This is a genomic window from Aeromonas oralensis (genome assembly GCF_049665575.1).
GTDB classification, from domain to species: Bacteria; Pseudomonadota; Gammaproteobacteria; order Enterobacterales; family Aeromonadaceae; genus Aeromonas; species Aeromonas hydrophila.
The window spans coordinates 3333740-3359581 of sequence record NZ_CP187186.1 but is presented as its reverse complement, the minus strand read 5'-3'; the positions used below and the strand labels follow the sequence as shown (position 1 = coordinate 3359581).

The following is a 25842-nucleotide window of genomic DNA, read 5'->3' as shown; positions in this document are numbered from 1 at the left end:
TTGACCTGCCTCTCCCCCGGCTGTCAACTGTACTGCTCTTCCATCCAGGCTTCCAGGATCAGCTGGGCGGAGACCCCGTCCACGCTGCCTTTCTCCAGCGCCCGATAACCTCCCCGCTCGAACAGACGCGCCCGCGCATCCGTGGTGGTGAGCCGCTCGTCCTTGAACTCCACCTGCTTGCCGAAGCGGCCGTGCAGCCGGTTGCCGAATTTGCGGGCCCGTACCGTGATCTCCTGCTCGGTGCCGTCCATGTTGAGTGGCAGGCCGACAACCAGCAGATCCGGTTGCCACTCCTTGAGCAGCTTGTCGATGTCGTCCCAGTTGGGGATGCCGTCGTTGGCCTTGATGGCGCGCAGGGGCTGGGCCGTGCCGGTAAGCTCCTGACCGATAGCCACCCCTATGCTTTTGGTGCCGTAGTCAAAGCCCATGATACTGCGTGATGACATTGCATTGATTCCTCAAAATGCCTCGCGAAATGCGTGGCAAACGGCATCAGCTGTGGCCGATGTCGCTGGATAGATGGATGGGGTTGACCCCTATGCTGGCGGCGGCCTGCTGCCAGCGCTGATGGATCGGGGTCTTGAACACCAGATCCGGATTGGGCGGTATGACCAGCCAGGCACCGTCGACCAGCTCCTGCTCCAGCTGACCGGCGCTCCAGCCGGCATACCCGAGCGCCACCAGCCAGTGGGCGGGGGCCTCCTCGGTGCCGAGGGTTTCCAATATATCCTTGGAAGTGGTGACCATGAGTTCATCCCCCACCTGCAGGGTGGAGTTGAAGCCGGGTCGGAAGCTGTGTAGCACGAAACCGCGGTCGGCGTGCACCGGCCCTCCCTGCAACACCGGCTGCTTGAGCTCGGGGCTGGGGGGCGGCGCCAGTTTGAGCTGGGTCAGCATGGCATCCAGCGACATGTCCACCGGGATGTTGACCACCAGCCCCATGGCGCCCTCTTCGCTGTGTTCGCACAGGTAGACCAGCGAACGCTCGAAATAGGGATCGGAGAGGCTCGGCATGGCGAGCAGGAAGTGATTTTGCAGTGTTTGCATATGGGCCAAATATTGCAAAGGTATTTGGGTCAATTATGGCAGTTCACCGAGGCGGGCAAAACCGCTTTTTACCGCTTGCGGGCCGGTTCCCCGCCAGAGTCAGGATGGAGATAACACCATGGAAGGTATTTCGATCAGACAGAAGTTGATCCTGGGCTGTGTGGTACCCCTGCTGGCACTGGTGCTGTTGGTGATCGGGGCTGTCCAGGCGATGTCCCAGCTGATGGCCGGCATGAACAGCATGTATCAGGGGGAGGTGGTGCAGCTCAAGGAGCTCAAGCAGATTGCCGATCTCTACGCGGTCAAGGTGATCGATGCGGCCAACAAGGCCAATGTGGGGGGCTTTGACCCCGCCAGATCGCGCGCGGACATGAATGCCGCCCAGCAGGAGATCAAGCGCATCTGGCAGGGCTACCGCAGCCAGCCGATGAGCCAGGCGGAGCAGCGGGAAGCCGACCAGATGCAGGGGCTGTTTGCGGCGGCAGACCGGGAGATTGAGGCGGTGATGCAGATCTTGGCCGACATGCAGGGGAGTAATCAGGGTCAGCTGGCCGCTCATATCATGCCGCTCTATCGGGTGATAGACCCGGTCAGCGACGGGATCAGCGCCCTGGTGGAGTACCAGCTGAAGGAGGCCGAGAAGAACATGACCGAGCTCAACGGGCTCAGGGTGCAGCTCAATCGGCTGTTTATCTTGCTGCTGGTGGTCGGCGGCGCCTGCATTCTGTTCTTCGGGGTGTGGGCCGGGCGCAGCGTCAGCCAGCCCCTGGCTGCCATGGGCGGGATCTTGCGCGGCATGCAGCGGGATCTCGATCTGAGCAAGCTGGCACCTGTGCTGCGCAAGGACGAGATGGGCGGGCTGGCCCACTCCCTCAACGACGTGATATGCCATTTTCGCGAACTCATCACCCAGATCAATGGCATGGCGGAGCAGCTCGCCAGGGAGTCGGCCCAGCTGGCCCATATCGGTGTCGAGAGCCGCCAGCGCTTCGCCCAGCAGCAGGCCGAGACCGATCAGACCGCGACGGCCATGAACCAGATGAGCGCGACCGTGGCGGAAGTGGCCAACAGCTCCAACAATGCTGTCGATGCGGCGCGCCATGCCGACGGGAGTGCCCGTCACGGTCACCAGATAGTGGCGGACGCCATCCAGTGCATGTCGGGGCTGTCGTCCCAGATCCAGAACACCGCTGCCATGATCACCCAGCTGGCCGATGACAGCCGCAATATCAGCAGCGTGATGGATGCCATTCGCGGCATCGCCGAGCAGACCAACCTGCTGGCGCTCAACGCCGCCATCGAGGCGGCGCGGGCCGGTGATCAGGGGCGGGGGTTTGCGGTGGTGGCCGACGAGGTACGCACCCTGGCCCAGCGTACCCAGCGCTCCACCGAGGAGATCGGCAAGACCATCGTCAAGTTGCAGCAGGGGGCTACTCAGGCGGCGTCCAGCATGGAGCTGGGACTGGATCAGGTGGAGCAGTCCAACCGCACCGTGCTGGCCTGTGGTCAGGCGCTCGGCGAGATAGTCAGCTCGGTCAACGTGATCAACGAGATGAATACCCACATCGCCACGGCGGCGGAGGAGCAGAGCAAGGTGGCCGAGGACATCAGCCGCAATGTGGTCAATATCGCCCACATCGCCAGCGAGTCGACAGAGGCTGCCTCCCAGTTGAACCAGAGTTGCCACGAGTTGGAACAGCTATCAAGCGAACTCAAGGTAAAGGTGGGGCAGTTCCGCTGCTGATGGGGAGAGGCAGGAAAGAGCAAAGTCAGGATGGAAAAAACAGGATAGAAAAGAGGCGGCCCCGGGGCCGCCTCTGTTGTTTATCGCCTGTGGTCGTGGCTGAGGCAGCTTAAGCCTTGGCCAGCCGACGCTCGATGGCATCCATCAGCATGCCGGTGATGTGCACGTCGAAGGCCGCTTCAATCTCTCGGATGCAGGTCGGGCTGGTGACGTTAATCTCGGTCAGCCGATCGCCGATGATGTCGAGACCGACGAAGATGAGACCCTTCTCTTTCAGCGTCGGACCCACCGCGCGGGCGATGGCCCAGTCCGCTTCGCTCAATGGACGCGCCTCGCCACGGCCGCCGGCCGCCAGGTTGCCGCGGGTCTCCCCTTGCGCCGGGATACGGGCCAGACAGTAGGGTACCGGCTCACCGTCCACCACCAGCACCCGCTTGTCGCCATCCTTGATGGCGGGCAGATAGGTCTGCGCCATGCAGTACTGACTGCCGTGAGAGGTTAATGTCTCGATGATGACGCCGACGTTGGCGTCATCCTCCTTCATGCGGAAGATGGAGGCGCCGCCCATGCCGTCCAGCGGCTTGAGGATGACGTCCTTGTGCTTCGCGTGGAAGGCGCGCAGCTTGTCGGCTCGGCGGGTCACCAGCGTGGTCGGGGTGTGCTCGGCAAACCAGGCGGTGTAGAGCTTCTCGTTGGCGTCGCGCAGGCTCTGGGGCTTGTTGACGATAAGGCAACCCTCATCCTCGGCCCGTTCCAGCATGTAGGTGGCGTAGATAAATTCGGTGTCGAACGGCGGATCCTTGCGCATCAGGATCACATCGAGGTTGGAGAGGGGCTGATCCACCACCTCGCCCAGGGTGTACCAGTCGGCATAGTCATATTTGACAGTGAGCGGGCGCATGGTGCCAAAGGCGCGACCGGCTTCCATGTAGAGATCCTTCATCTCCAGATAGAAGAGCTCATAGCCGCGCTTTTGCGCCTCTTCGAGCATGGCAAAGCTGGAATCTTTTTTGATGTTAATGGCCGAGATGGGGTCCATCACGATGCCGAGTTTAATGGTCATCCGCTGTTCCTTCTTAATGGCTCGATAGGGTTGTAGGGTCGATTAGCGCAGCGTAATCGGCCGCTTGCGGCTGCATCGAGGTTGCCATGGGGCTGATCGATGCGGCCTATGGTATCAAGCGAGATCGCCAAAGCGGCACTGCAGCGCAGTGATCGCAGTCAGGGCGGCGGTTTCGGTGCGCAGCACCCGCGGCCCCAGCAGCATCTCTTTGAAATCTTCCTGCACGGTACGGGCGATCTCGTCGCTCGACAATCCCCCTTCCGGGCCAATCAGCAGGCGCACGCCATGCTCGGGAACGGGCAGGGTGTTGATGCTGTACTCGGCACGCGGGTGCAGGTTGAGCTTGAGCTCTTTGGTCTCTTCCGCCAGCCAGGCATCCAGCTCCATCGGCATACGCACTTCGGGCACCACGTTGCGGCCGCACTGTTCGCAGGCGCTGATCACCACCTTCTGCCACTGCTCGCGCTTCTTCTCCAGTCGATCGGCCGGCAGCTTGACGCCGCAGCGTTCGGAGAAGAGCGGGGTGATGCAGGTGACGCCCAGCTCCACCGATTTCTGGATGGTGAAGTCCATCTTGTCGCCACGGCTGATCACCTGACCGAGGTGGATGGCCAGCGGCGACTCCACCGAGCGGGTGTCGCAGCGGTCGATGGTCACTTCCACCGACTTCTTGCCCACATTGGCGATGGTAGCGGGGTACTGGTTGCCGTCGCCGTTGAACAGCTCGAGCTGCTGACCCGGCTGCATGCGCAGCACCCGGCCGATGTGGTTGGCACCGTCTTCCGACAGGGCGAGAGTCTGGCCCACCTGCAGGGCGGCCGGTTCATAGATACGTGGAATGCGCATGGCTCAGTGTCAGTCTCTGGTTCAAGAAGAGGGATTTTAAATCCCTTGTGTCCATAGATGGGGTTATCGGCACTGCTTTTCAATAAAGGGGTTGGTATTGCCCTGCAGCTTGCCGATGCGGCGGTTGCGCTCGCACTCCCAGCCCTCTGCCGGGTACTGGCGATCCCAAGCTTCAAACAGTTTACGCTGTTGCGCTGCCAGACGCAGCCCATACTGCTGGCTTATGTAGAGGTAGGCGCGGGCAATCTGGCCCCGTACCAGCCCCTTGGGCGGCTGTACCTGGCGATTTTTGAAGTCCACCAGCATCCGGCACTGGCCGTACTGATCCGGGGTGCCGTTCCAGTCGGAGAAGCGGAAGTTGGCCCGATCGCCGTTCACCTCGCCGATGGCGGGGAAGAGGTTGTGCATGTCCCCCTCCATCTGGTTGAACTCGTCGCTCTTGCCGCAATTCTTGCGACCGCCCTGCTGCCAGCACTGCAGCTGGTGGCCGAACTCCCAGGCCGGCACCACGTGCTCCCACTCGATGCGGGCGGCGCGCTTGGGCTGCTTGCGCGGCTCATAGCCGCAGCTGGCCAGATCAGGGCTCATTTTCTTGCCCTGATAGTCAATCTTGCAGCCGCAGTAGAAGGTGACCGGGTGATCCTGATAGAGGCGGTTCAGATCCTGTTTGGCGGCGCGAAAAGTCTGGGCATGCAGGGGCAGACTGACCAGCAGGGTCAGGGCGAGAGAGAGCAGGGGACGAAACATGGTGATCCTTGGCAATGAGATGGTTGGCGGAAAAAGCAGAGAGGCACCCTAGCACAGGGACGCGACACCGGCTGGCTTACTGCGACGAGCCAACCCGTTCCAGCGGCTGCTTGCAGCGGCGGCAGTGGTAGCGAGCCTCGCCGCGCACCACCTTGTTGTGGCGGCGCACCGACAGCTGATGCTGCTGGCAGAGGCAGCGATAGGGGATGGTCGGCTGCGCCAGTACCGCCAGATCGAAGCTGTGGGTGGTTCTGGGCTCAAGGCCGAACACCGCCCGCATCACCGATTGCCACTGGCGGCCGTGGGGCAGCACCCGCGATCTGCCACGCCCTTCACCCCACAGGGCATAGACCAGCAGGTGGGCCACCTCGTGGGGCACCACCTCGGCCAGAAACGCCTGCTGGTTGGCCTGGTAGAGGGCGGGGTTGAAGCGCAGCTCCCAGGTTTGCAGCCGTGCCGATCCCGCCGCCCGACCGCGCATGTTGCAATGGACTTGCGGGCGGGGAAAGGGGCGGCCAAGGCGCGCTTCGGCCTGCACAAAACAGGCGTCGACGCGGGCGTGCAACTGCGCGTGCAGGGCGGGATCGAGGCGGGTAGCGGTGACGGACATCGGGTTCTCGGCAAATGGCGGACAAGCAAAAGGGGAGCCAGGCTCCCCTTTATACCACAAGCGTGACGCTTACAGACCGGCGGCGGAACGCAGCAGTTCGGCCTTGTCGGTCTGTTCCCACGGGAACTCGTTGCGACCGAAGTGACCATAGGCGGCAGTGGCCTGGTAGATCGGGCGCTTCAGATCCAGCATCTGGATCAGGCCGTACGGACGCAGTTCGAAGTGCTCGCGTACCAGCTTGACCAGCAGATCCTCGGTCACCTTGGCAGTGCCGAAGGTTTCGACGCTGATGGAGGTCGGCTCGGCCACGCCGATGGCGTAGGAGATCTGGATTTCACAGCGATCGGCCAGACCGGCGGCAACGATGTTTTTGGCAACGTAGCGGGCGGCGTAGGCAGCGGAGCGGTCAACCTTGGACGGATCCTTACCGGAGAAGGCGCCACCACCGTGACGGGCCATGCCGCCGTAGGTGTCGACGATGATTTTGCGACCGGTCAGACCGCAGTCACCCATCGGGCCGCCGATAACGAAACGGCCGGTCGGGTTGATGAAGTATTTGGTGTCCTTGTTGACCCACTCGGCCGGCAGCACCGGCTTGATGATCTCTTCGCGTACCGCTTCAACCAGATCCTTGTGGCTGATGGATTCGGCGTGCTGGGTAGAGAGCACTACGGCATCCACACCGATGATCTTGCCGGCGTCGTCGTAGGCGAAGGTCAGCTGGCTCTTGGCATCCGGACGCAGCCACGGCAGGGTGCCGTTCTTGCGCACTTCAGCCTGACGCTTCACCAGCAGGTGAGAGTAGGTGATGGGGGCCGGCATCAGCACGTCGGTTTCGTTGGTGGCGTAGCCGAACATCAGGCCCTGGTCGCCCGCGCCCTGTTCCAGCGGATCGCTGCGGTCAACGCCCTGGTTGATGTCCGGGGACTGCTTGCCGATGGCATTCAGCACGGCGCAGGAGTCAGCATCGAAGCCCATGTCGGAGTGGGTGTAGCCGATGTCGCGCACGGTGTCGCGCACGATCTGCTCGATGTCTACCCAGGCGGTGGTGGTTACTTCACCGGCCACCATGACCATGCCGGTCTTGACCAGGGTCTCACAGGCGACACGGGCCTTGGTGTCTTGCTTGAGGATGGCGTCCAGGACCGCATCGGAGATCTGGTCCGCAATCTTGTCGGGATGGCCTTCGGAGACCGACTCGGAAGTAAACAGCTTTGCCATGATGGGATTCTCAGCTTGTCTGGGGTTATCGCCGCAGCAATAACCGGGTGATGATAGGATGATTGTAGAGGTATCTACATCTGGACGTCCATTTTAGTTAGCGCCTCCCTCGATTGCCAGCACTATTTTGGTTTTACCGCCCCCTGGCCGAACAAGATCCGCGCTTTACCCCATTTGGGGTGTAAAGCGGTTACGACTCAATCGTTTGCCCCGTCAAGAAAAGCGATTGAGCTCCCAAAGCCACTTTATTCGCCCAGATAATATTTGCACGCCGCGCCCCCTGCTGGGACAATAACGCGCCTTAATCTTGGCCATCAAATGAAGCAATCGCAGGAGATACAGATGCCTTCTCGTAAAGAGCTTGCCAATGCCATTCGCGCATTGAGTATGGATGCCGTTCAAAAAGCCAACTCCGGTCACCCGGGCGCCCCCATGGGAATGGCGGATATCGCCGAAGTGTTGTGGCGCAGCCACCTCAAACATAACCCGAACAACCCCAAGTGGGCCGACCGCGACCGTTTCATTCTCTCCAACGGCCACGGCTCCATGCTGCTGTACTCCCTGCTGCACCTCTCCGGTTATGACCTCTCCATCGACGATCTGAAAAACTTCCGCCAGCTGCACTCTCGCACCCCGGGTCACCCGGAGTACGGTTACGCGCCGGGCGTTGAAACCACTACCGGTCCGCTGGGTCAGGGCATCACCAATGCCGTCGGCATGGCGATCGCCGAGAAGGCCATGGCCGAGCAGTTCAACCAGCCGGGTCACGACATCGTCGACCACTACACCTACGCCTTCATGGGTGACGGCTGCCTGATGGAAGGTATCTCCCACGAAGCCTGCTCCCTGGCCGGTACCCTGCAGTTGGGCAAACTGATCGCGTTCTGGGATGACAACGGCATCTCCATCGACGGTCACGTGGAAGGCTGGTTCACCGACGACACCGTCAAGCGCTTCGAAGCTTACGGCTGGCACGTGATTGCCGCCGTTGACGGCCACAGCCCGGAAGCGATCAACGCTGCCATCGAAGCCGCCAAGGCCGAGACCGGCAAGCCTTCCTTAATCTGCTGCCGCACCATCATCGGTTACGGTTCCCCGAACAAGTCCGGTTCCCACGACTGCCACGGCTCACCGCTGGGCAACGACGAGATCGCCGCCGCCCGTGCCTTCCTGAAGTGGGACCACGCGCCGTTCGTTATCCCGTCCGACATCGCTGCCGAGTGGAACGGTCAGGAGAAGGGCGCCAAACTGGAAGCCGACTGGGCTGCCAAGTTCGCCGCCTATGAAGCCGCTCACCCGACCCTGGCTGCCGAATTCAAGCGCCGTACCGCTGGCGAGCTGCCGGCCAACTGGGCTGCTGAATCCGCCAAGATCATCGAAACCCTGCAAGCCAACCCGGCCAAGATCGCGACCCGCAAAGCCTCCCAGAACTCGCTGGAAGCCTTCGGCAAGCTGCTGCCGGAGTTCATGGGTGGTTCTGCCGACCTGGCGCCGTCCAACCTGACCATGTGGTCCGGTTCCAAGTCCCTGACCAACGACGATGCCTCCGGCAACTACATCCACTACGGTGTCCGCGAGTTCGGCATGTCCGCCATCATGAACGGTATCGCCCTGCACGGTGGTTTCATCCCTTACGGCGCCACCTTCCTGATGTTCATGGAATACGCCCGCAACGCCCTGCGCATGGCCGCCCTGATGAAGCAGCGCGCCATCTTCGTTTACACCCACGACTCCATCGGTCTGGGTGAAGATGGCCCGACTCACCAGCCGGTCGAGCAGATCGCCTCCCTGCGTCTGACCCCGAACATGAGCACCTGGCGTCCGTGTGACCAGGTTGAATCCGCCATCGCCTGGAAGCACGCCATCGAGCGTACCGACGGCCCGACTGCGCTGATCTTCTCTCGTCAGAACCTGGCCCAGATGGACCGCAGCGCCCAGCAACTGGCCGATACCGCCAAGGGTGGCTATGTGCTGAAGGATTGCGCCGGCAAGCCTGAGCTGATCCTGATCGCCACCGGTTCCGAAGTGGAACTGGCCGTTGCTGCCTATGAGCAGCTGACTGCCAAGGGCCGTGCCGTGCGCGTGGTCTCCATGCCGGCCACCGACGTGTTCGACGCCCAGTCTGCCGAGTACAAAGAGTCCGTCCTGCCGGCCTCCGTCACCAAGCGTGTGGCCATCGAAGCCGGTATCGCCGACTACTGGTACAAGTACGTCGGTTTCGGCGGCAAGATCATCGGTATGACCACCTTCGGTGAGTCCGCACCGGCCGAGCTGCTGTTCAAGGAATTCGGCTTTACCGTGGAAAACGTGGTTGCGACCGCAGAATCCCTGTAATAGCTGATCATTGGGCCGCTTAGGCCCAATAGCCGGAACGATAAAATGCCCTCCATCGCAAGATGGAGGGCGTTATTATATGAACTATTTATATATTGGAGTTTTATCGTGAGTTCATTGATTGCATTTGATGACACAGGGTCTCCAGGTAAAAAAGTAAATTCTAGATTTTTAGATCCTGAACGTAAGACGTATGTTGGGGTTATTTTTGAATCTTACTTGATCGATGAAGTTAGTAGGGAGATGAATAGTGCGTTAGCATTATTTAAAGATATGTTTGGTACAACAGAGTGCCACTTAACAGATATTATGAATGCACAAGGTGAATGGGCTCATGTTTGTAATGATAAAAGATTAGGTATTTTTAAGAGTTTTTGCGAAATTTTTTCACGCTACAACTTTACCTGTATAAACCAAACATGGGCTCCGTCATATTATGCTAGAAATAACGCTGAGCACTTTAAATCATTGAGGCATGGTCAATTAAAGTTATCAGATCATAAAGATATGGCTATGTTTATGGCGCTATCTAGAACTAGACGCTATTTGCTCGAGAATAATTATAAAGTGCCCGTATCAATCGTTTTTGACGAAGGACGTAGAAAGGCGGGGTCATCTATGAAAATCCCTATTCTAAATGATATCACTAATAATTCGTCAATTTCTTTTATGCGTTCAGATAAGAATCCCTTTTTGCAAATAGCAGACTTTGCTGCCTACTGTTTAAACAAAACTCAACTGCTGGCAGTTAAGGATAATAGAACCGAAACGGATGACACCATTCTAAATTATATCGACCTCGCTAATTTTAATTATCAAGGGGCTCAAAAAATACAAGTTGGCTTAGACGAGCTTGACTCAGAACATTATGATTATATACAGCGTTTATATCTTGATAAAGTGAGGCCTGATAGGTAATAGTCCGTAGGTTAGATTAGCGATGCGTCATCGAACGTTCGCATATTTGCGTCGATGCCATAAAAATAATATCCCTTCCTGTTACCAAACAAGAGACCGGCATATAGCCGGTCTCTTTTTTATTGTTCAGGGCATGTCTTATGCCTGCGGCGGGGTACTTTCCGCGTTGGACATCACCGCATCAATCTGCACCAGGGCACCGGCGGGCAGCTCGCTCACGCCAATCACGGTGCGGGCGGGCAGATAGGCCGGAAAGTATTTGGTGTAGATGGCATCCACATCTGCCAGATCCGCGATGTTCTTCACCTGGATATTGACCTTGACGATATCGTCCATCACGTGGCCGATGCTCTCGACGATGGTCTTGATATGGCCGAGGCACTGGGCGGTCTGCTCCTTGACGCAACCGGTCAGGATCTTGCCTGTGGCCAGATCAACCGGTAGCTGGCCGGCGATGTGGTTGTAGTGGGAGAAGGCGACAGTCTGGGTGTGCAGCGGGCTTCTCGGCGCCTTGTCGGTATTACGGGCGCTGATCACCAGATTGTGTCTGTCTTCCACCAGCTGTGGCGGGGTGCCGTCACCGTGGGAGATGACCGCATCCATCTGTACCCGGGCGCCCAGCGGCAGGGCGGCGGCCACGATCACGCTGCGCGCCGGCAGGTAGGCGACGGCGCGGGCAATGGCGGAGTCCGGGAAGAAGGTGGTGTAGACCTCGTTGACGGCGTCCAGATCGGCCAGGCTGGTCAGATAGACGGTGACCTTGACGATATCGTCAAACGGCACATCGATGCTCTCCAGCACGTGCTTGATGTTGCGCAGGCACTGGCCAGCCTGCTGCTGGATGCCACCGGCGACCAGCTGGCCCGACGCGGCATCGACCGGCAGCTGAGCACCGATATTGTTGTAGTGGGAGAAGGCGACGGTGTGGGTCGAGAGCGGATCCTGCGGCGCCTTGTCGCTATTGCGGGAGAGCTTCAGCAGCGGGCAGGGAGCCTGCGGGAAGGTGCCTTCACCGTTGGAGATGAGCGCGTCCATCTGCATGGCGGCGCCGAGCGGCAGACCGGCCACCGCCAGCACTGTGCGGGTCGGCAGCAGGCGCGGGAAGAACTCGCCATAGACGGCGTTGACCGCGTCGAGATCGGCAATCTCTTTGAGAAACACCGTGATTTTGACCACGTCATCCATCACATGGTCGATGCTCTCGACGATGGCCTTGATATTGGTGAGGCACTGTCTGGCCTGCGCCTTGATATCCCCTGCGACCAGCGCGCCCGTTTTCGGGTCGACCGGCAGCTGGGCGGAGATATTGTTGTAGTGGGAGAACGCCACGCTCTGGGTGCTGGGGCTCAGATCCTGCGGTGCATTGGCGGTATTTCTGGCTGACTTGATGATGGTACCACTCATGGCGATACTCCTTTTTCGTTTTTGATGTAGGGTCAGGCCGCGTTGCTCTTCCCTGGCCGAATGCGTCACGCAGGGCGATACCCATGATGGCGGCAACAGTTGCCCGTTCCCGCCGCAGGGCGACGGGGGCAAGGGACCATGGTCATGACTGTGTAAAGCCTTGTGCCGGTGCCGCCGGCGCGTGCAAACGGATAAGGGAGAAATAAATCGGCTTGATGATTCAGACGGGAGGATTCTAGGGGGCGTTCGCCAGCGGATGCAAACCGGGATCCGGTTTCTATGAGGTGGCTCAACAGAGTGAAATATATTCACTTTGCTATTCAATGCATGACCAGAATGACCAATAAAGGTGATGGCGCTCCCACTTTTTGCCATGCAGGCGGCTGATGGCACCTTTATTAGCGTCGATTCAGGTTACCAGCTGTAAATCCCAGGTTAATGATTCTGACCAACTTGCAGGATATTATCCCGGTTTTGCATAGCTATTTATTTTTCGGCCTGGTGAAGGGCTTTTCAGAAGGCCAAAAATATGCCTGAAGTGAGCCGCAAGATAGCCATTGAAATAACATTCAGTCCATCTGCATGGCAATAAGCTGGGGTGGCAAGAGTGGAGGGAAATGAGGGGCGCCGTTCACTGCCGGATACGGCAACCAGGCGGGCAGGACGCCACCCTGCATATGCCATATATTTTCAACGCTGCGAACAGGACCTGGCTGCGCGGGCGCCGTGCGTCAGAGCTCTGTCAGAGGGAAGGGCGCTGCGCATTTACCCGGCCCCTGTCAGCCAATATTGTGAGAGCGAGTCAACCCATGATGGAGAGAGTCCCATGACCGAGAAGCTGATTGACGACAGGCAACCGACTCCGGATCCGGCGGAGCAGAATGCCTTTTTCCCTTCCCCCTATTCATTGAGCCAGTTCACTTCGCGCAAGTCGGATCTGGCGGGGGCCGACTATCCCGCCCCCTATCGCGGCGGGCCGCTGGAAGATCCTGCTGATCGGGGCCGACGAGCGCTATCTGCCCACCGACAACGGCACCCTGTTCTCTACCGGCAACCACCCGGTGGAAACCCTGCTGCCCATGTATCACCTCGACAAGGCGGGCTTTGCCTTTGAGGTGGCCACCCTGTCGGGCAATCCAGTCAAGTTCGAGTGGTGGGCCATGCCGACGGAGGATGAGGCGGTGGTGGGGCTCTATGGCAAATACCAGGGGCAGTTCCGCCAGCCCGCCAAACTGGCGGATCTGCTGGCCCAGGTGCAGGCCCCCGACTCGGACTACCTCGGCGTGTTCATTCCCGGCGGGCACGGCGCCCTGATGGGGTTGCCCGAGAGCGCCGAGGTCAAGGCGCTGCTGGAGTGGGCGATGGCGCACGAGCGTTTCATCATCACCCTCTGCCACGGGCCGGCGGCCTTGCTGGCGGTGGCCAATCCGCACACCTTCGCCGGCTACCGGATCTGTGCCTTCCCCGATGCGCTGGATGAGCAGACGCCGGCGATCGGTTATATGCCGGGCCGGCTCACCTGGAAGTTTGGCGAGCGGCTCAAGGGGATGGGGTTTGAGATCGTCAACAGCGGTATCTCGGGGGAGGTGTGCCGGGATCGCAATCTGCTGACCGGTGACAGCCCGCTGGCTGGCAATCCGCTTGGCAAGCTGGCCGCCACTACCCTGCTGGAGGCAGTGAGCCGACGATAGCGTCACGCCCCTCGCAAGAGGGGCTGGCAGAGCGGGCAGGAAATCAGGCAAGAAATAAAACCGCAGGGCCGTCGAGAGACGGCCCTGCTTTATTGGCTCAGGCAGGATAGAGGGCACCCAGTATCGCCGGGCGGCTGGCACCGGTGACGGCGGGCAGGTTGCCGGGTTGGCGGTGGATAAAGCGCTGCGCCAGCCAGGCAAACGCCGCGCCTTCCATCCAGTCGGGGGCGATCCCCAGCTCGGCCGTGTTGGCGATGCGCCAGCCGGGCAGCAGGCTGGCCAGCTCCGCCAGCAGCGGGGCGTTATGGGCGCCGCCACCGCAGACATACAGCTCGGGCCGGGTTGGCGCGTCACTGTGGGCGGGCAACTGGCGGGCGATGCTGTGGCAGGTGAGGGATTGCAGGGTGCGCTGCACATCCGCCGGGGCATGGGCGTGGCCGGCCAGCTCGCCATCGAGCCACGCCAGGGTAAACATCTCCCGCCCGGTGCTCTTGGGGTGGGGGGCGGTAAAGTAGGGGTGAGCCAGCAACTGCTCCAGCAGTTCGGGGATAAGCTGGCCGCTGGCCGCCCACTGGCCGCCGGCATCGTAGCCGGCTCCCTTGGGGTGATGGCGGCGATACCAGCCGTCGAGCAGGGTGTTGGCCGGGCCGGTATCAAAGCCATAGACGCCGTCCGCCTGCCCCGGCAGCACCGAGATATTGGCGATGCCGCCGAGGTTCAGCACCACCCGCAGGGCGCCGGGGTGGGCAAAGAAGGCCTGATGGAAGGCGGGCACCAGCGGCGCCCCCTGACCGCCGAGGGCCATGTCCATGGTGCGAAAATCGGCCACCACATCGATGCCAGTCAGCGCCGCCAGCAGGGCCGCGTTGCCGATCTGCAGGGTAAAGCCGAGCTGGGGGCGGTGGCGGATGGTCTGGCCGTGGCTGCCGAGGGCGCGAATATCCTTGGGAGTCAGCCCCGCCTTGGCCAGCAGGGCGTGGGTGGCGGCGGCAAACTCGCGGGCGACCAGGTTGTCGGCCACCCCCATGCGGTCGATCTCGTTGTCGCCCGGGGTGCAGAGGGCGTGCAGCTCGTGCGCGGTGGGCCAAGGGTGGCTGAGAGCCGCCTCGACCCGCAGTTCATCCCCCTCGATCAGCACCAGCACGGCGTCGATACCATCCATGCTGGTACCGGACATCAAGCCTATATAGCGTTCAGTCATGGGGCTTCCTTACTTGCAGCGCGGGAAAACGTACGTGAGAGAGGGAGCTGCCTCGATCCCATGCCGTATTCTGGTACCGGACATCAAGCCTATATAGCGTTCAGTCATGGGGCTTCCTTACTTGCAGAGCGGGAAAACGCACGTGAGAGAGGAAGCGGCCTCGATCCCATGCCGTATTCTGGTACCCGGCATCAAGCCTATATAACGCTCGCTCATGACGGCTCCTTGTGGGTCAATTGCCGCCGTTGGCCCGCTTGTTCTGGGCCAGCTGCAGCTCCGGGCTGTCCAGCTTGGCCAGCTGGGGTATGGCCTGCGCCTTGAAGTTGGCCAGCGCCCGCCCGCTGAGAGACTCCGCCTGGGGCAGGTTGAGGGTGCGCGGGTTCTTGTGTACGCCGCCTACCACGAACTCATAGTGCAGGTGTGGGCCGGTGACTCGGCCGGTGCCGCCGAGCAGGCCGATGGTCTGGCCCTGCTTGACTCGTTGCCCCTTGTTGACGGTGCGCTTGGAGAGGTGCAGGTACTTGGTCACGTAGTTGCCAGCGTGCTTGATGAAGACGTAGTTGCCGTTGAACTGGTTGTAGCCGGCGGCCACCACGCTGCCGCCGCCCGCCGCCATGATGGGGGTCCCCACCGGCGCCACGTAGTCGATGCCGTTGTGGGGGCGCACCTTGCCGGTGACCGGGTGCAGCCGGCGCGGATTGAAGTTGGAGCTGATGTACTTGAAGTTGACCGGTGCGCGCAGGAAGCTCTTGCGCATCGCCTTGCCATCCGGGGTGTAGTAGTTGCCATCCTCGTTCAGCACGGCGCGATAGGCGGTGCCCTGGTTGACGAACTCGGCGGCCAGGATGTCGCCGGAGGCAACCCGCTCGTCATCCTGGTACTTCTCTTCGTAGACCACCCGGAAGCTGTCGCCCGGCTGCAGGTCCTGGGCGAAGTCGATGTCCCAGCCGAAGATGGCGGCCAAGTCCATGATCTGATCCTCGGTCATGCCGGCGTCGACGGCTGCGCCCCAGAAGCTGGAGCGGATCTCGCCCTTGGCCACCTGTTCGCGGGTGTCGAGTTCGAGCTTGACCGGTCTGGCCACGAAGCTGTCGGCCTTGCGGCTCACTTTCAGCGCCTGCTCCAGGCTGTGGGGGTAGTAGAGGCTGTGCAGCTCGCCGCCCTTGGTGAGCTTGAAGGTGAGCTCCTGGCCCGGCTTGAGCAGGCGCAGGGTATCCGTGCCCTCGAGCTGGTCGATGAGGTGCAGATCCGTGGTGCTGAGGCCGAGGCGCTGGAAGATGACCCCCATGTTGTCACCGCTGCGTACCTTCACCTGCTTGGTGATGTAGCTCGGCTTGGGGGGCGACGGGCTTGGCTTCGGCCAGCAGCGCTTCCTCGTCGACCTGCTGCTCCATGGCCAGCTCGTTGCCGTTGTCATCGACCCGGGTAGCGACTGCCTGTTCGCTCGGCCAGGCCGCCAGCATCATCACCATGATGCTCAGGATCAGCACCATCTTGCGGTGCCAGTGAGGGAGAGAGTTGAAGGCGTGCCAAATGACCATGAGAAGCAGACGAAGTTGAGCCGGGAAGAATGTCGGAGTTTACCGCCTTTCCAATTGGCCCGCCATTCCAGTAATATGTCTGGCCCTGTGGAATCGTGATTGGAGAGTCAAAAAATGTCCCAGCTCGAGGTGGCGCTAGCCGAGATCAAGCGCGGAGCGGAAGAAATTCTGGTGGAAGAAGAACTGGTCGCCAAGTTGAAAGAAGGGCGCCCACTGCGCATCAAGTTGGGGATGGACCCGACGGCTCCCGACATTCATCTGGGTCATACCGTGATCCTCAACAAGCTGAAGACCTTCCAGGATCTGGGCCATGAAGTGATCCTGCTGATCGGTGACTTCACCGCCATGGTGGGTGACCCCTCCGGCAAGAACGCCACCCGTCCGCCGCTCTCCGAAGAGGCGATCAAGCACAACGCCCTCACCTATGCCGAGCAGGCGTTCAAGATCCTCGATCCCGCCAAGACCCGCATCGAGTACAACTCGACCTGGCTCGGCGAGCTGGGCGCGACCGGCATGATCAAGCTGGCGGCCAAGCAGACCGTGGCCCGCATGATGGAGCGCGACGACTTCAAGAAGCGCTACAGCAACGGCCAGTCCATCGCCATTCACGAATTCCTCTATCCGCTGCTGCAAGGCTATGACTCGGTCGCGCTGAAGGCGGACGTCGAGCTCGGCGGTACCGATCAGAAGTTCAACCTGCTGATGGGCCGCGAGCTGCAAAAAGATGCCGGCATGGCGACCCAGTGCGTGCTGATGATGCCGCTCTTGGTGGGCCTGGACGGCGTCAAGAAGATGTCCAAGTCCGCTGCCAACTACATCGGCGTGCACGATGCTCCGGGCGAAATGTTCGGCAAGATCATGTCCATCACCGACGATCTGATGTGGAACTACTACGAGCTGCTCTCCTTCCGTCCGCTGGCTGAAATCGAAGAGTTCAAGGCAGGCATTGCTGCCGGCACTCTCAACCCGCGTGACGTGAAGATCTGGCTGGCCAAGGAGATCATCGCCCGTTATCACGACGAAGCGGCGGCCGAAGCGGCCCACGAAGATTTCACCCAGCGCTTCTCCAAGAACGCCATTCCGGACGAAATGCCGGAAGTCGAGCTGGCGCTGGAAGGCGAAGGGCTGGCCATTGCCAACCTGCTCAAAGATGCCGATCTGGTGGCCACCACCTCCGAAGCGCTGCGGATGATCAAGCAGGGCGCGGTCAAGGTTGATGGCGAGAAGCTGGACGATGGCAAGGCACTCATCGGTGCCGGTACCGCCGTCTACCAGGTCGGCAAGCGCAAGTTTGCCCGGGTGACCGTCAAGTAAGTCGCCACCTCTGGCGCCGCCATAAAAAGGCCTCCCTTGCGGAGGCCTTTTTGTTGGATCATTGACCGGGTTGGTTGGGATCAACCCTCGGTTTTCAGGAAGTTGCGATAGAGCATGTAGAGGTGGGCCGAGCTCCAGCTGAAGTTGCTGGCCCCCTGCATGGCGCCGGTCTCCGGGTTGTAGTTCTCGCGGATGGGGCCGCTGCCCGCCAGCCCCTCGGCGTTGGCAAACAGCTTGTTGACGAGCTGTTGGGCATCGCTGCGATAGCCGTAGTTCTCCAGCCCCTTCACCCCGAAGTAGAACTGATCCAGCCAGACCCGGCCGCGCCAGTAGATGTCGGGGTCGTAGGCCGGGTTGGTCAGCGCCGCCGTGCCGAGCGGCACCCTGGTGTTGAACTCCTGGGCATTGAGCATCACCTCGCGTACCCGCGCCGCCTTCTCCTTGTCCGCCACCTCGGCCCAGAGCGGGCTCCACCCTTCCGGGCCACGGCCGCGGGCGGTCAACAGCTTGCCGACGCAGCCGTTGGCGTCGGGCAGATCCCCCTGGGCTATCTGGCGATCGTAATAGAAGCCGGAGGCCTCATCGAACAGGCAGCTGTTGATATAGCCGGCCAGCTGGGCCGCCCCTTCGCGATAGCGGCTCGCCTCGTCCGGCTTGCCGAGCAGTTCGGCCATGTCGGCCAGGATGCGTTTCTCCTTGGCGAGGAAGGCGTTGAGCTCCACCGACTCCTGATCGATGGAGAAGCCGATGAGGTTGCCATCGTCCTGATGGTTTTCGAAGAAGAAGACGTTCCAGTCCTGGCGCGCCTTGGCCATGTCGCCGCCATAGGTCTTGTCGGCATAGCGCTTGAGCTGATCCGGCTCGATAAAGCCGAAGCGGGCGGCGTTGTCCATGCCGGACTCCCAGCCGGCGCCGTGCTGGGCGCCGATATCCATGTCGGCGTAGCCGCCAACGCTCAATACCTGCTGATAGAGCGCCATGCCGGCGCAGCCATACCAGCCATCTCCCTCATCGGTACAGCTCGACAGATCCAGCCCGACCGGTGCTCCCGTCGGGTATTGCACCTTGAAGGTGATGTTGCCGAACTCGTCGTTGTGCTCGACGTGGCGGGTGGCGCCATATTCGATGATGCCGTTGCGGTTGTTGTCCCGCGCTCGGTACCACCAGTCGTGATAGGCCTGGATCTTCGGATACATCTCGGCGATGAAGGCCTTGTCCTTGGTGGCGCTGTAGATCTCCCAGATGGCCCAGGCGGAGAGGGGCGGCTTGGTGTCGCGCTCGTTCCAGTTGCCGCCGTCGCCACCCCGATCGGCGAGCTTGTTGTAGAAGACGGCGTCGATCACCATGCCGGCATCCTGCGGCCGGACCGGGTCATCGGCCTGGATCTGGTAGTCATACATGGCGCGCACGTTGTTCTTGGCTACCTCGGGGTTGAAGTGGGCCATGGCGTAGGCGTGCTTCCAGCTGTCCCAGGCCCAGACCCCGTCGAACCAGCGGGCGGTGTTGGAGGGGGTCACCCCGTCGTGCAGGATGGCGCCGGCCGGTGAGCGCCAGTTGCCGTTGAGGGTCTCCATCGCCTTGACCGCGATGCGCCGCTCCGATTCCGGGATCCCCTGATTGGAGAGGCCGCGCGCCAGGTAATCCTCCCAGCGGCGGATGGAGTCGTCGAAATGGCTGGCGGGGTCGGCCAGCAGGTCCTGGCGGCTCTGCTCGAAACGACTGGCTTCAGCACGGCTGTGGACGTAGCTCTGCAGGGTGTAGATATCCTGCTGGCCCTTGGCGGCCAGGGTGAGGCTGGCCTCGCTCACGTAGCCGAGCCCCTGCTCGTCGAGGGTGGTACGGCTGGGCAGGGTGCGATCGATGCGGTAGCTGGCGCTGCCGCTTTGCATGATGTTCCAGGTGCTGCGCAGTTTGCCGAACTGGAATGCCACGCCGCGCTCGGTCTGGCTGATGGTGCGGGTCCAGGCGGGGTACTGCTCGGCGACCGTCTTGTTGGCATCCCACTGGTTGAGCAGCTCCCCCTGCCAATTGAGCTTGAGGGTGAGGGGGGCGTCAGTGTGGTTGATGAGGCGGGTGCGAACCAGCGCAGTGCGGGCATCGCCATAGCGCAGCTCCAGCTCCAGGGTGAAGGGTTCGAATTCGAAGCGCTGCACCAGCGCCCCCGGGATGGCGTACAGCGCCTGCTTGCTGGCGCTGGTGAGCGGGAAGGCGCGGCCGCTCTCGTCGCTCAGGGTCAGCTTGTCCAATTCGCTGGCGAAGAACAGGCTGTACTCCTCGGCGATGACCATGGGGCCGGTAAAGCCGCCCCATTCGCTGTCGCTGGCGGGCAGCAGGAAGCCGTGCCAGGCACCGAGATCGAGCAGCGGGTTGTATTTGAGGTTGGAGTAGCTGTCAAAGTCACGGAACTGGAGCGGGGTGCCGCTGCGGTCGATCACGTTCTGATACTGGTTCGCCAGGGTGGCGCTGGGGGCGGCCGGGCTGCTGGAGTCATTGCCGTTGCAGGCTGTGAGGCCGAACAGGGCGACGCTCAGGGTGACGGATAGTAAACTTTTACGAAACATCTCTCGCTCCAATGACAGTTTTTGTAGGTTAAGGAAGGTGTTTTTTAGTGTTTATTTTAGTGAAAGCGTTTGCGATAGCCATTATAGGGCGATTTTGAGGGGATTATTGGCGCTGCGTCACAGTGCCGGAGGGGCTGGTGTGAGCCGGATCACCCGGTTACACGAGGTTACATAGCTTGATATTTTAGTAACTATTTACTTGTTTGGCGGCAGCCAGCGAGAGAGAGGAGGGGCAGGTGCGCAGGTATTGATAGGGGGTCAGGCCGAACTCCTGCTTGAAGCGGGCGGCAAAGCGGCTGGGGGAGTCGTAGCCACACGCGAGGGCCGTCTCCAGCGGTGCCAGCCCCTGTTGCAGCAGGGTGAGGGCGTGGCTCATGCGCACCTGGGTCAGCAGCTGGCGAAAGCTGCGCCCCTCGGCGGCCAGCTTGCGCGCCATGGAGGCGCGGCTCATGGCGAAGTGCGGTGCTACCCCCTCCAGAGTGTGGTCGGCGCCCGGCTCCACCCCAAGGTAGCGGGCCAGCCGCTCACCGAGGGTCATGGTGTGGGCGGGAAACAGCAGGTCGAGCCCGCCGGCGGCCTGCAGCTCGGCATAAAAACCCTGCAGCAGCTGGACCTGGGTGGCCTCATGGAGCCGCCGCTCCGCCATGGAGCAGACCAGCTCGAAACAGAAGGCCAGCGCCGGACTGACCGCCAGGCGCGGCTCCCTGAGCGGGCCGGCCTGGGCCGCGCTGAGCCATTCGACGGGGGGCGGGGTCAGCAGGGTCAGCGCACGGGAGCGAAACTTGCCCTGCTCCGGCTGGTTGACGAAGGTGAGCTGGTGACCGGCCGGGATCAGCAGCCAGCTCGCCTGATCGAATGCCAGGCGCTTCTCCTGCCACCACAACTGCTTGTGACCCTGCTCCACCCAGATGATGGTGGGGGCGTAGATGAGCACCCGGTGCAGCGGCTGCTGGCGGATCCCGAGATAGTGGTGCAGTTGCAGCAGCGGCGTGCTCATCGGGCTGGCTCCTAGGGGGTGACGAAGGTGGCGGTCAGGGTGGCCTTGCCAAGGGCCATGCTGTTGAGCATGTAGCCTACCATGGCGGGCGGGGTGTCTGCCTTCACCTCCAGGGCCTGGGGCAGGGCCCAGGCGGTAAACTGGTAGCGGTGCATGCCGTGGCCGGCGGGCGGGCAGGGGCCGCCGTAACCCTGGCTGCCGAAGTCGGTCTTGAGCTCCAGCCCCTGCTTGAGCTTGCCGGAGGCATTGCTCGGCAGCTCGCTCTGACTGGCCGGCAGGTTCACCACCAGCCAGTGCCACCAGCCGCTGCCGGTGGGCGCGTCGGGGTCATAGGCGGTGATGGCGACGCTCTTGGTGCCGGCCGGCAGGTCCTGCCAGCTCAGCTGGGGCGAGCGGTTGTCACCGCTGCAGCCAAAGCCGTTGAAGCTGAAGGCCTTGTCCATCAGCTGGCCTTCGTGGATGTCGCTGCTCTTTAGGGTCATGGCACTGGCGGGCAGGGCCGCCACGCACAGCAGGGAGAGCAGGGAGGTTCGCTTGGCAATCTTCATGGTGAGGCTCCTCGGTGGATGATGGGATCAGTCTAGCGAAGAGGGGGAGAAGGTGAGTGACCAAACCGCTCAAAGTGGCCGTCTTGCCGCCATGATCTGAGCCGTTGTGTTGATTGCTGGTGAGCGCAGCGAAAGAGCGGTGGCACGCCAGGCATAAAAAAAACCGGCATCTTGGATGCCGGTTTTTTACTGTGTTGACAGCTGATCGCGCGCCTTAGCGCAGGATCATCTCGTCACGGCCCGGGCCGACGGAGACCATCGGCACCGGTACGCCCAGCAGCTCTTCGATGCGCAGTACGTACTGCTGAGCCGCTTTGGGCAGCTCGGCGAAGGTGCGGCAGCCGGTGATGTCTTCGCTCCAGCTTTCCATCACTTCGTAAACCGGCTTCAGACCGGCAGTTTGCGGCCAGATCGGGTTCTCGGTGTGGGCACCTTCGTAGGCGACGCAGATCTTCAGATCCGGCAGACCGGTCAGGCAGTCCAGCTTGGTCAGCGCCACTTCGTTGGCAGCCTGCAGCTCGACACCGTTCTTGGTGGCAACGGCGTCAAAGTAGCCAACGTCACGGGGACGGCCGGTGGTGGCGCCGAACTCGTTGGCGATCTTGCGGAACTCGTCCTGGTTCTCCATGGCGGTCAGCAGGGTGCCGGTACCGACGGAGGTGCTGAACGCCTTGGCGACAGCGATGACGCGCTCGGGACGCAGACCCGGCAGGCCGCCACCGATGCCGGCATAGGCGCCGGAAACGTGGGAGGAGGTCACCCAGGGGTATTCGCCGTAGATCAGGTCACGGCCGGCGCCCAGCTGGGCTTCGAACAGCAGGGTCTTGCCTTCGGCCTGCAGCGCTTTGAGCGGCATGCTGACGTTGCAGACGGAGTCGATCCAAGGTGCGGACACTTCCAGCAGCCAGTCGGCCATCTCCTGGGCGGTCTGGTTGAATTCGAAGGTCGGATAGAGCGCTTTAAGTTGCGGCAGTTTCCAGTCGAGGAAGAATTGAATGCGCTCGACCAGTACTTCCGGCTGCTTCAGCCAGCCCACCAGGATCGCCTTCTTCATGACGCGATCGCCATAGGCGGGAGCGATGCCCTGACGGGTGGAACCGTAGGCGCCGTCACCCAGGCGCTGCTCTTCCAGGGTATCTTCCATGGCGTGCAGCGGCAGGCAGAGGGTGGCGCGATCAGAGATGGCCAGCTTGGGAATGACGCCGGAGGCTTTCACTTCGTCCAGCTCGACGGTCAGTTTCTCGGGGCTGATCACCATGCCAGGGCCGAGCACGACCAGGCAATCCGGGTTGAACACACCGCTCGGAACCTGGTGCAGCTTGAAGGTGCCAAGGTCGTTGACGACGGTATGGCCGGCGTTGTTGCCGCCCTGGAAGCGAATGCTGGCACCTGCTTGGCCTGCCAGATAATCCACGATGCGGCCTTTGCCTTCATCACCCCAGTTGGCACCTACGACTACGATAGACGACATGACTCTTTCTCCTAAGACGTTAGGCGATCATCCTAGGAGGCTCAGGAGGATTAGAAAAATTAATTATCTTTATAATTCCGATAAGAGAGTCATATAATTGCGGTGAATTTATCGGCAAACCACCCCGCTGCCGTGCCGACGTCCCCCTCAGGGACTCGATTTGGCCGTGGCGGCACAAGAGGATCCCCATGCTGGATATTCACTGGCTGCACACCTTCGTCACCCTGGCCCGGCTGCAGCACTTCGGCCAGACCGCCACCGAACTGCACATGACCCAGCCCAATGTGAGCCTGCACCTCAAGAATCTGGAGCAGGCCACCCGGGTCAAACTCATCGAGCGCAGCCCGTTTCGGCTGACCCAGGCTGGCGAGCGGCTGCTGCAAAGCGCCGAGCGCGCCATCGCCGAGCTGCAGCTCTGCCAGTCCGATCTCAACGCCCTTAACCAGTTGAGTCAGGGGACGCTGGCCATCGCTGCCAGCGACATCATCTCGCGCCTGTTGCTCATTCAGCCCTTTCAGCGCTTCAAGCAGGAGTTCCCCGGCATCGACCTCACCCTGTTCAACACCACTTCGGATCAGGCGGCTGAGCTGGTCAAGGCGGGCAAGGCGGATCTGGGCTTCGTGATGGCGCAAAAGCGCAGCGAGCCGCTGTTCTACACCGAGTTGCAGCAGGTGACCTGGTGCGCGCTGGGCCACGGTCTCGCCCGCTGGCAGGCGCGGGCGAAGGCGGGGGAGAGCGATCCCCTCGATGAGCCGACCCTGATCCTGCTGGGGCATGACACCCGTACCCGGGCGCTTATCGATCCCTCTTTGCCGCTGCTCGGTCTGCCCAGCTGCCGCATCATGGAGGTGGGCAGCGTGGACGCCCAGCTCGACTGGGCCGAGGCGGGTTTCGGGGTGGCCATAGTGCCGGACTTCTCCATTCATCCGCGGCTCAAGCTGACCGCTCCGGTGACCCGGCTCACCGACTTTCCCGGCACCAGCTTGGGGTATGTGGTGCGCCAGAATCAGGTGCTGTCGCGGGCCATCAAGCAACTGCTGCACTGGGTGGAGCAGGAGATCCAGCGCCCGCAGCCGTTGCCGGACGCCAGGACGTGAGCCCACCCGATATCGAAACAAAAAGAGGCCACCCTTGGGTGGCCTCTTTCATTGTGGCTGTTTGGCGGTCTTACTTGGCTGGCACGCCGTTCCCGGTTGGTGAGGCGCCGCTCGGTGCGGCCGGTACTGTCGATGCCGGTTCGGCGGGGGCCGGCGAGGCGGGTTGTTCCCCGCTCATCACGGCAGAGGGGCTTGGCGCGGTCGAGCCCGTCAGCTTGCCGCCCTGCTCCACGGCGGCCCCTTCGAGCACGGTACTCGCGCCCGGCTCGGTAGTTGTGGCTGCCGAGGGGGTCGGCAGCAGGGCGCCAGGGGTCTGCCCGGACGAGGTAGCGGGCGCGCCTTCCGGGGAGGGGGCGCCCGTCTCGCCGGCAGGTTGTGCCGTGTTTTCACCGGCGGGGCGTTCCACTTCGGTGGGTTGCGCCGCTGAGGTTGCAAGGGCCTCCGAGGTGGCCAGAGCCGGGTTCAGGGCTTCGGGCAGCAGGGCGGGGGCGGGCGGGGCATCCGCCATGCCGGCGTGGCGCGGTACTTCCGCCTCGCCCTGCATCCCCTCCAGGGTGAGGGCGGTGAGGGCCGGATGGAGGCGGGTGAACTGCTTGAGTCGCCCGCTCAGCACGTCGCGCACGGTGCGCACCTCGCCCTCTGGCAGGCTGGCCAGCGCCACCAGCTCGGCGGTGACGGCGAAGGTGTTGACGCCGCTGGGCTGGCCCGGGTAGAGGTTGGCGCCGATGCGGCTGCGCTGATAGTAGGGATGCTGTTTTAGCAGCGCGTCGACCTGCTCCCCTTCGATGGGGATGAGGCGCGCCTTGCAGCGGCCGGTGAGATCGCCGATGGCCTGGTTGGGGTGGCCCGCCACCACGAAGGCGGCGTCCAGGGTGCCGTCACAGAGTCCCTCCAACCGGTTGTTGGCCGCGGCGGGGATGACGGGAGAAAAGCTCTTGGCCTGCCAGCCCATGGCGTCGAGCAGGGTCTGGCTGGTGATGTGCTCGCCGGAGCCCGGATTGCCCAGATCGACCCGCTTGCCCTCGATGTCGGCCAGGGTGTTGATGTTGCTGTTGGCGCTGGCGAGCAGGGTCAGCGACTCCTGATGAAGCCGATAGAGGCTGCGCAACTGGTCGTCGGGCGCCTGACCCATGAAGGGACCGGTGCTGTGGGCGGCATGGTGCACCACATCGGACTGCACCAGCGCCAGCTGCACTTTCCCTTGATGCAGCGCCTTCAGGTTGGCAAGGGAGCCGGAGGTGCTCTGCACCGAGCAGTGCAGGCCATGGCTGGCCGTCTCTTCATTGAGCAGCCGGCAAATGGCGCCACCGGTCGGGTAGTAGACGCCGTTGAGTGGGCCCGTGCCGATGGTGAGATAGGCAGGCGTGGCTGCCTGCAGGGGCAGAGCCAAGGCCGCTGCCAGCCAGGGCAGGGTGCGGCGAAGCAGAGTCGGCAGAGGGGGCAAGGCTGGTTGGGGCATAGTGAACCGGATCAATGGCTGATAAAAG

The 25842-nt window shown here is 61.9% G+C and carries 20 protein-coding genes and 1 pseudogene; 6 read left to right on the top strand and 15 right to left on the bottom strand.

Annotation, left to right across the window (positions count from 1 at the left end; all coding sequences use genetic code 11):
• Positions 1-23: 23 nt before the first annotated feature.
• Both ruvX and ACPDZI_RS15480 read right to left on the bottom strand, forming a co-directional pair.
• The gene (gene ruvX, locus ACPDZI_RS15485) at positions 24-446 is read right to left on the bottom strand and encodes a Holliday junction resolvase RuvX (protein WP_016351592.1); all 423 of its coding nucleotides are present in this window, start codon (positions 444-446) and stop codon (positions 24-26) included.
• Between the two features lie 46 nt (positions 447-492).
• Positions 493-1047 carry a YqgE/AlgH family protein gene (locus tag ACPDZI_RS15480; RefSeq protein ID WP_016351591.1) on the bottom strand — a complete coding sequence of 185 codons (555 nt, stop codon included), beginning with the start codon at positions 1045-1047 and terminating at the stop codon, positions 493-495.
• Positions 1048-1165: 118 nt separating this feature from the next.
• On the opposite strand from ACPDZI_RS15480, the gene ACPDZI_RS15475 reads away from it, so the two are divergent.
• Positions 1166-2791 (top strand): methyl-accepting chemotaxis protein, encoded by a 1626-nt coding sequence (locus tag ACPDZI_RS15475; RefSeq protein WP_438833435.1) that lies wholly within the window; start codon positions 1166-1168, stop codon positions 2789-2791.
• 109 nt (positions 2792-2900) lie between these two features.
• Here the strand turns inward: ACPDZI_RS15475 and gshB are convergent, their stop codons facing one another.
• The 5 genes from gshB to metK form a co-directional block, all read right to left on the bottom strand.
• The gene (gshB, locus tag ACPDZI_RS15470; protein ID WP_408798320.1) at positions 2901-3854 is read right to left on the bottom strand and encodes a glutathione synthase; all 954 of its coding nucleotides are present in this window, start codon (positions 3852-3854) and stop codon (positions 2901-2903) included.
• A 114-nt stretch (positions 3855-3968) separates the two neighbouring features.
• Positions 3969-4700 carry a 16S rRNA (uracil(1498)-N(3))-methyltransferase gene (gene rsmE, locus ACPDZI_RS15465; protein WP_438833434.1) on the bottom strand — a complete coding sequence of 244 codons (732 nt, stop codon included), beginning with the start codon at positions 4698-4700 and terminating at the stop codon, positions 3969-3971.
• Positions 4701-4763: 63 nt separating this feature from the next.
• Complete coding sequence (locus ACPDZI_RS15460; protein WP_438833433.1) at positions 4764-5447, bottom strand: endonuclease; 684 nt, start codon at positions 5445-5447, stop codon at positions 4764-4766.
• Positions 5448-5523: 76 nt separating this feature from the next.
• Entirely contained in the window at positions 5524-6057 is a 534-nt protein-coding gene (locus ACPDZI_RS15455) for a SprT family zinc-dependent metalloprotease (protein ID WP_438833432.1), read from the bottom strand.
• Between the two features lie 69 nt (positions 6058-6126).
• The gene (gene metK, locus ACPDZI_RS15450) at positions 6127-7278 is read right to left on the bottom strand and encodes a methionine adenosyltransferase (RefSeq protein ID WP_438833431.1); all 1152 of its coding nucleotides are present in this window, start codon (positions 7276-7278) and stop codon (positions 6127-6129) included.
• 342 nt (positions 7279-7620) lie between these two features.
• Here metK and tkt point away from each other — a divergent pair, with 342 nt between their 5' ends.
• Positions 7621-9612 carry a transketolase gene (gene tkt / locus ACPDZI_RS15445; protein WP_029304174.1) on the top strand — a complete coding sequence of 664 codons (1992 nt, stop codon included), beginning with the start codon at positions 7621-7623 and terminating at the stop codon, positions 9610-9612.
• A 108-nt stretch (positions 9613-9720) separates the two neighbouring features.
• On the top strand, positions 9721-10530 hold the full coding sequence (locus ACPDZI_RS15440; RefSeq protein ID WP_336757765.1) for a DUF3800 domain-containing protein: 810 nt from the start codon (positions 9721-9723) through the stop codon (positions 10528-10530).
• 138 nt (positions 10531-10668) lie between these two features.
• On the opposite strand, the gene ACPDZI_RS15435 is transcribed toward ACPDZI_RS15440, so the two are convergent.
• A complete protein-coding gene (locus ACPDZI_RS15435) occupies positions 10669-11934 on the bottom strand; it encodes a RidA family protein (RefSeq protein WP_438833430.1) in 1266 nt (421 codons plus the stop codon).
• A gap of 935 nt (positions 11935-12869) precedes the next feature.
• On the opposite strand from ACPDZI_RS15435, the gene hchA reads away from it, so the two are divergent.
• Positions 12870-13625, top strand: coding sequence for a glyoxalase III HchA (gene hchA, locus ACPDZI_RS15430; RefSeq protein WP_438834585.1), 756 nt, complete (start codon positions 12870-12872; stop codon positions 13623-13625).
• Between the two features lie 97 nt (positions 13626-13722).
• Here hchA and ACPDZI_RS15425 read toward each other — a convergent pair whose 3' ends face one another.
• Both ACPDZI_RS15425 and ACPDZI_RS15420 read right to left on the bottom strand, forming a co-directional pair.
• Entirely contained in the window at positions 13723-14826 is a 1104-nt protein-coding gene (locus ACPDZI_RS15425) for an anhydro-N-acetylmuramic acid kinase (protein ID WP_438833429.1), read from the bottom strand.
• 232 nt (positions 14827-15058) lie between these two features.
• Positions 15059-16367: pseudogene (locus tag ACPDZI_RS15420) on the bottom strand (peptidoglycan DD-metalloendopeptidase family protein).
• A gap of 114 nt (positions 16368-16481) precedes the next feature.
• On the opposite strand from ACPDZI_RS15420, the gene tyrS reads away from it, so the two are divergent.
• Positions 16482-17681 (top strand): tyrosine--tRNA ligase, encoded by a 1200-nt coding sequence (gene tyrS / locus ACPDZI_RS15415; RefSeq protein WP_076360313.1) that lies wholly within the window; start codon positions 16482-16484, stop codon positions 17679-17681.
• 80 nt (positions 17682-17761) lie between these two features.
• Here tyrS and ygjK read toward each other — a convergent pair whose 3' ends face one another.
• The 4 genes from ygjK to ACPDZI_RS15395 all read right to left on the bottom strand — a co-directional run bounded on the left by ygjK (position 17762) and on the right by ACPDZI_RS15395 (position 23258).
• A complete protein-coding gene (gene ygjK / locus ACPDZI_RS15410) occupies positions 17762-20242 on the bottom strand; it encodes an alpha-glucosidase (RefSeq protein ID WP_438833428.1) in 2481 nt (826 codons plus the stop codon).
• A 184-nt stretch (positions 20243-20426) separates the two neighbouring features.
• Positions 20427-21239: a helix-turn-helix transcriptional regulator gene (locus tag ACPDZI_RS15405; RefSeq protein ID WP_268015428.1), complete on the bottom strand. Its 813-nt coding sequence runs from the start codon at positions 21237-21239 to the stop codon at positions 20427-20429.
• An 11-nt stretch (positions 21240-21250) separates the two neighbouring features.
• Positions 21251-21787: a YbhB/YbcL family Raf kinase inhibitor-like protein gene (locus ACPDZI_RS15400; RefSeq protein ID WP_202009315.1), complete on the bottom strand. Its 537-nt coding sequence runs from the start codon at positions 21785-21787 to the stop codon at positions 21251-21253.
• 214 nt (positions 21788-22001) lie between these two features.
• Positions 22002-23258: an adenylosuccinate synthetase gene (locus ACPDZI_RS15395; protein ID WP_135319220.1), complete on the bottom strand. Its 1257-nt coding sequence runs from the start codon at positions 23256-23258 to the stop codon at positions 22002-22004.
• Positions 23259-23446: 188 nt separating this feature from the next.
• On the opposite strand from ACPDZI_RS15395, the gene ACPDZI_RS15390 reads away from it, so the two are divergent.
• A complete protein-coding gene (locus tag ACPDZI_RS15390) occupies positions 23447-24355 on the top strand; it encodes a LysR family transcriptional regulator (RefSeq protein WP_042007183.1) in 909 nt (302 codons plus the stop codon).
• 70 nt (positions 24356-24425) lie between these two features.
• Here the strand turns inward: ACPDZI_RS15390 and ACPDZI_RS15385 are convergent, their stop codons facing one another.
• Positions 24426-25814 (bottom strand): TAXI family TRAP transporter solute-binding subunit, encoded by a 1389-nt coding sequence (locus ACPDZI_RS15385; protein WP_438833427.1) that lies wholly within the window; start codon positions 25812-25814, stop codon positions 24426-24428.
• Positions 25815-25842: the final 28 nt, after the last annotated feature.